A 6,418-nucleotide genomic window follows, 5' to 3' on the forward strand; every position below is an offset into this window, starting at 1 on the left:
CGTGGACTGGTCGGCTGGTGAAGCGGAGCTGGCGGTTGAGCCGGTGGTGTGGCTGCCGGGTGAGCGTGTGCGTCGGGCCGGCGTGTCGTCGTTCGGGATCAGTGGCACGAATGCGCACGTGATTGTGGAGGAGGCGCCTGCGGAGCCGTCGGTGGAGCGGGGTCCGGGTTCTGTTGTGGGTGTGGTGCCGTGGGTGGTTTCCGGTCGGGATGCGGGGGCGTTGCGTGAGCAGGCGGCACGCTTGGCTGCGCATGTTTCGGGTGTAAGTGCGTCCGATGTGGGGTGGTCGTTGGTGGCCACCAGGTCGGTGTTCGAGCACCGGGCGGTGATGGTCGGCAGCGAACTCGCATCCTTGACGGAGTCGTTGGCCGGTTTTGCCGTGGGTCGGGTTGTGCCGGGTGTGGTGTGGGGTGTGGCTCCTGCTGAGGGTCGTCGTGCGGTGTTCGTCTTCCCTGGTCAGGGATCGCAGTGGGTGGGGATGGCGGCTGGGCTGCTGGATGCGTGCCCGGTGTTCGCGGAGGCGGTGGCGGAGTGCGCTGCGGTGCTGGATCCGTTGACCGGCTGGTCACTGGTCGAGGTGCTGCGCGGTGGTGATGAGGCTGGTCTTGGGCGTGTTGATGTGGTGCAGCCGGCGTTGTGGGCGGTGATGGTGTCACTCGCTCGGACGTGGCGGCATTACGGTGTGGAGCCTGCCGCGGTCGTGGGGCATTCGCAGGGGGAGATCGCTGCGGCCTGTGTGGCTGGGGGCTTGAGTCTGGCCGATGGTGCGCGGGTGGTGGCCCTGCGGAGCCGGGCGATCGCCCGGATCGCTGGTGGGGGCGGCATGGTCTCCATCAGCCTCCCGGCCGACCGCGTCCGCACCATGCTCGTCCCCCACAGCGGCCGGATGTCGATCGCGGCGGTCAACGGCCCGTCCTCGACCGTCGTCTCCGGCGACGCACAGGCGCTGGACGAGCTGCTGGCCGGCTGCGAGCGGGAGGACGTCCGGGCTCGTCGTGTCCCGGTCGACTACGCTTCCCACTCCGCGCAGATGGACCAGTTACGTAGTGAACTACTGGGGGCGCTGGCGACGATCGTCCCGACATCGGCAAGCGTGCCGTTCTTCTCCACGGTGACGGCCGACTGGCTGGACACCGCGACCTTGGACGCGGAGTACTGGTTCACCAATCTGCGGGAGACCGTCCGGTTCCAAGAAGCCGTCGAAGGCCTTGTCGCACAGGGGATGGGCGCGTTCATCGAGTGCAGCCCACACCCTGTCCTAAGCCCCGGAATCGAGCAGACCCTCGACGCCCTCGACCAGAACGCCGCCGTGCTGGGCTCGCTACGGCGTGACGAAGGCGGCCTGGACCGACTCCTCACATCCCTCGCGGAAGCCTTCGTCCAGGGCGTTACCGTCGACTGGTCCCGCGCCTTCGAAGGCGCGAACCCTCGCACCGTCGACCTCCCCACCTACCCCTTTCAACGACAGCACTACTGGCCCAAGCCCGCACCGGCCCCCGGCGCGAACCTGGGCGACGTGGCGTCCGTGGGCCTCACCGCGGCCAGCCACCCCCTTCTGGGCGCGGTCGTGGAGATGCCCGACTCCGACGGGTTGGTGCTCACCGGGCAGATCTCCCTGCGGACCCATCCCTGGCTCGCCGACCACGAGGTGCTCGGATCGGTGCTCCTGCCGGGAACCGCGTTCGTCGAGCTGGCCGTCCAGGCCGCCGACCGCGCCGGTTGCGACGTACTGGACGAGCTGACGCTCGAGGCGCCCCTCGTGCTCCCCGACAGGGGCGGCCTCCAGGTGCGTCTGGCCCTCGGGCCGTCCGAGGCAGACGGACGCCGGTCCCTCCAGCTGCACAGCAGGCCGGAGGAGGCTGCCGGGGACCACCGCTGGACGAGGCACGCGAGTGGATTCGTCGTTCCCGGCGGTACCGGGATGGCGCGGTCCACCGAGCCGACTGGCGTGTGGCCGCCCGCGGGTGCCGAGCCGGTCGCTCTCGCATCGGACCGGTACGCCCGGCTCGTCGAGCGCGGCTACAGCTACGGCCCCTCCTTCCAGGGGCTGCACACCGCATGGCGCCACGGGGACGACGTGTACGCGGAAGTGGCGCTGCCCGACGGAACACCGGCCGACGGCTACGCCCTGCATCCGGCCCTGCTGGACGCGGCGGTCCAGGCCGTCGGACTCGGCTCGTTCGTCGAGGATCCCGGCCAGGTGTACCTGCCGTTCCTCTGGAGCGACGTGACGCTGCACGCGACCGGGGCCACGTCCCTGCGGGTGAGGGTTTCACCGGCCGGTCCCGACACCGTCGCGCTGGCTCTCGCCGACCCGGCCGGAGCGCCGGTGGCCACGGTGGGCGCCCTCCGTCTGCGTACGACGTCCGCGGCGCAGCTCGCCCGTGCGCGCGGGAGCGCGGAGCAGGCGATGTTCCGCGTGGAGTGGGTGCAGGAGGACGCGCCCGCAGACCGGCGCCGGGGCGGCGCGGGCGGGACGACGTACGAGGAGAAACGCGCCGCCGAGGCCGGGGCCGCCGCCGGTACCTGGGCCGTACTCGGCCCCCGGGTGCCGGCCGCCATCCGGACGATGGGCGTGGATGTCGTCACCGCCCTCGACACGCCGGATCACCCCGCGGACCGGCAGAGCCTCGCGGACCTGGGGGCGCTCGGGGACACCGTTCCCGACGTGCTGGTCGTGACCAGCCTCCTGAGCCCCGCCTCCGGAGCGGATTCCTCCCGGGGGAGCCGGCCCTGGCCGTCCGCCGCCGAGCCGGACCCTGCCATCACGGTCGCCGGCGTCCACAGCGCACTCCACGCGGCCCTGGACCTGGTGCAGGCATGGCTGGCCGACGAACGCCACGCCGCCTCCCGGCTGGTGCTCGTCACCCGGCACGCGATGACCGTCGCCGAGACCGACCCCGAGCCTGACCTGCTCCTCGCCCCGGTGTGGGGACTCGTGCGGTCCGCCCAGGCCGAGAACCCCGGCCGCTTCGTGCTCGCCGACATCGACGGCGACGAGGCATCCTGGGATGCTCTGCCCCGAGCCGTCGCCTCGGCCGAACCGGAGGTGGCGATACGGACCGGCGCCGTGTACGTACCGCGGCTGGCCCGCGCCACGGACGAGGGACTGCTTGTGGTCGACGCGGCTGCGGGGCCCTGGCGGCTGGACGTCACGGAAGCGGGCACCCTGGCGAACCTCGCCCTGGTGCCGTGCCCGGACGCCTCCCGCCCGCTGGGTCCCGACGGGGTACGGATCGCCGTCCGTGCCGCCGGGGTCAACTTCCGGGACGTCCTCCTGGCCCTGGGCATGTACCCGGACAAGGGGCTCATGGGTGCGGAGGCGGCGGGCGTCGTCACCGAGGTCGGCGAGGGGGTCACGACGCTCGCGCCCGGTGACAGGGTGATGGGCCTGGTGACCGGTGGATTCGGGCCGGTGGCCGTGACGCACCACCGGATGCTCGTACGGATGCCGCACGGCTGGTCCTTCGCCGAGGCCGCGTCGGTGCCGGTGGCGTTCCTGACCGCGTACTACGCCCTGCACGACCTGGCAGGCCTGCGCGGCGGCGAGTCGGTGCTGGTGCACTCCGCTGCGGGCGGCGTCGGCATGGCGGCCGTGCAGTTGGCGCGGCACTGGGATGCCGAGGTGTTCGGCACCGCGAGCAAGGGCAAGTGGGACGTTCTCGCGGCGCAGGGCCTCGACGAGGAGCACATCGGCTCGTCCAGGACGACCGAGTTCGAGCAGCGCTTCCGCGCGACCAGTGGTGGGCGCGGGATCGATGTCGTCCTGAACGCCCTCTCGGGTGACTTCGTCGACGCCTCGGCGCGTCTCCTGCGCGAGGGCGGCCGGTTCGTCGAGATGGGCAAGACCGACATCCGTACCGACCTCGGCGTCGTCGGGGCGGACGGCGTCCCGAGCATCCGGTACGTCGCCTTCGACCTCGCCGAGGCGGGTGGCGAGCGGATCGGGCAGATGCTCGACGAGATCATGGCGCTCTTCGACGCAGGTGTCCTGCGGTTGCCGCCGTTGCGCGCCTGGCCGGTGCGGCGCGCCCACGAGGCACTGAGGTTCGTCAGCCAGGCACGTCATGTGGGCAAGGTCGTCCTCACCGTCCCGGCCGCGCTCGACGCCGAGGGAACCGTGCTGATCACCGGGGTGGGCACGCTGGGAGCCCTGGTCGCCCGTCACCTCGTCGCCGAGCACGACGTCCGCCGGCTGCTGCTGGTCAGCCGCAGCGGCGTCGCCCCCGCCCTTGCGGCCGAACTCGGTGCGCTGGGTGCCGAGGTCACGGTGGCGGCCTGCGACGTCGCCAACCGGAAGGCGGTCAAGGCTCTCCTGGAGGACATGCCGTCCGAGCATCCGGTCACGGGCATCGTTCACACGGCCGGCGTGCTCGACGACGGCGTGGTGTCCGCGCTCACCCCTGAACGGGTGGACGCCGTCCTCAAACCCAAGGTGGACGCGGCCCTGACCCTGGAGTCACTGATCGGCGAACTCGACCTCGACCCGGCCCTGTTCGTGATCTTCTCATCGGCAGCGAGCATGCTGGGCGGGCCCGGCCAGGGCAGTTACGCCGCGGCCAATCAGTTCCTGGACACCTTCGCCCGACACCGGGCGCGCCGCGGGCTCACCTCCGTGTCACTCGGCTGGGGGCTGTGGCACGAGGCCAGCGGTCTCACCGGCGGCCTGGCCGACATCGACCGTGACCGGATGAGCCGGGCGGGGATCGCGCCCATGCCGACCGACGAGGCCCTGCACCTGTTCGACAGGGCGACGGAACTCGGCGAGCCGGTTCTCCTGCCGATGCGCCTGAACGACGCCGCGCTGGAGAACCGGGCCGCGGACGGAACACTGCCGCCGCTGCTGAGTGGCCTGGTCCGGGTGCGGCACAGGCCGCCGGCGCGGGCAGGTGCCGCGACCGCCGCCCCTGCCACCGGCCCCGAGGCGTTCGCCCGGGAGCTGGCGGCGGCACCGGACCCACGTCGTGCCCTGCGGGACCTCGTCCGCGGCCACGTCGCCCTGGTGCTCGGACACAGTGGCGCCGAGGCCATCGACGCCGAACAGGCCTTCCGGGACATCGGTTTCGACTCCCTGACCGCTGTCGAACTCAGGAACCGACTGAACGCCGAGACCGGCCTCCGCCTGCCCGGCACGCTCGTGTTCGACTACCCCAACCCGAGGGCGCTCGCCGATCACCTGCTCGAACTCCTCGCTCCCGCGACACAACCCGCCGCAGCCCCGCTGCTCGCCGAACTGGAACGGCTGGAGCAACTCCTGTCGGCGGCCGCGTCACCCGGCGGACCGGCATCCGCGGCGGACGAGGAGACGCGCACGCTCATCGCCACGCGGCTGGCCGCCTACGCCTCGCAGTGGACACACCTCCTGGTCGGTCCGCCGGGCAACGCGGACAACCGTAGCGGCACCGGCGAGTCCGGGCAGGCCCAGGAACCCGAAGCAACTGGGGAGCACACGGCGGCGTGGACGTCGGACGACGATCTCTTCGCCTTCCTCGACAAGCGGTTGGAGACGTGATGGCCGCCGGCCGAGTCAGCGAGTCCTTTCGTCCTTCTGCTGGGGAAAACGACGCACCGGGAGGTTTCGGTGGCTGAGGCGGAGAAGCTGCGCGCATACCTGTGGCGCGCCACGACCGAACTCAAGGAGGTCAGCGATCGACTCCGCGAGACCGAGGAACGCGCCCGAGAGCCGATCGCCATCGTGGGAATGAGCTGCCGGTTTCCCGGCGGCGTCGACGCCACCGTCAACACGCCCGAACAGTTCTGGGACCTGCTGAACAGCGGCGGTGACGGCATCGCGGGTCTACCCGAGGACCGCGGGTGGGACTTGGGGCGCCTGTACGATCCCGATCCGGACCGGGCCGGTACGTCGTACATGCGTGAGGGCGGTTTCCTGCACGAGGCGGGGGAGTTCGACGCCGCCTTCTTCGGTATCTCGCCGCGTGAGGCGTTGGCGATGGACCCGCAGCAGCGGTTGCTGCTGGAGACGTCCTGGGAGGCCTTCGAGAGCGCCGGCATCAAGCGCGCCGATCTGAGGGGCAGCGACACCGGCGTGTACATCGGCGCGTGGAGCACCGGCTACGCAGGCAGCCCCTACCGCATGGTCGAAGGCTTGGAAGGCCAGCTCGCCATCGGCACCACATTGGGGGCCGCTTCGGGGCGTGTTGCTTACACGTTCGGTCTTGAGGGGCCTGCGGTGACGGTGGATACGGCGTGTTCGTCGTCGTTGGTGGCGTTGCATCTGGCGGTGCAGGCGTTGCGGCGGGGTGAGTGCTCGCTTGCGTTGGTGGGTGGGGTGACGGTGATGTCGTCGCCGGTGACGTTGACGACGTTCAGTCGGCAGCGGGGTTTGTCGGTGGATGGCCGGTGCAAGGCGTTCGCGGCTTCGGCGGATGGTTTTGGTGCTGCCGAGGGTGTGGGTGTG

Annotated in this window: 2 protein-coding genes; both read left to right on the forward strand. The window is 71.4% G+C overall.

Annotation, left to right across the window (positions count from 1 at the left end):
* The first annotated feature begins 46 nt into the window (after positions 1 to 46).
* A complete protein-coding gene (locus ASC60_RS38270) occupies positions 47 to 5,512 on the forward strand; it encodes an SDR family NAD(P)-dependent oxidoreductase (protein ID WP_370593027.1) in 5,466 nt (1,821 codons plus the stop codon).
* 69 nt (positions 5,513 to 5,581) lie between these two features.
* Positions 5,582 to 6,418: polyketide synthase (locus tag ASC60_RS38275; protein ID WP_234357335.1), on the forward strand; the 837-nt coding region annotated here is incomplete at its 3' end.

It is taken from the genome of Streptomyces sp. NBRC 110028, assembly GCF_001417735.1.
Lineage (GTDB): Bacteria > Actinomycetota > Actinomycetes > Streptomycetales > Streptomycetaceae > Streptomyces.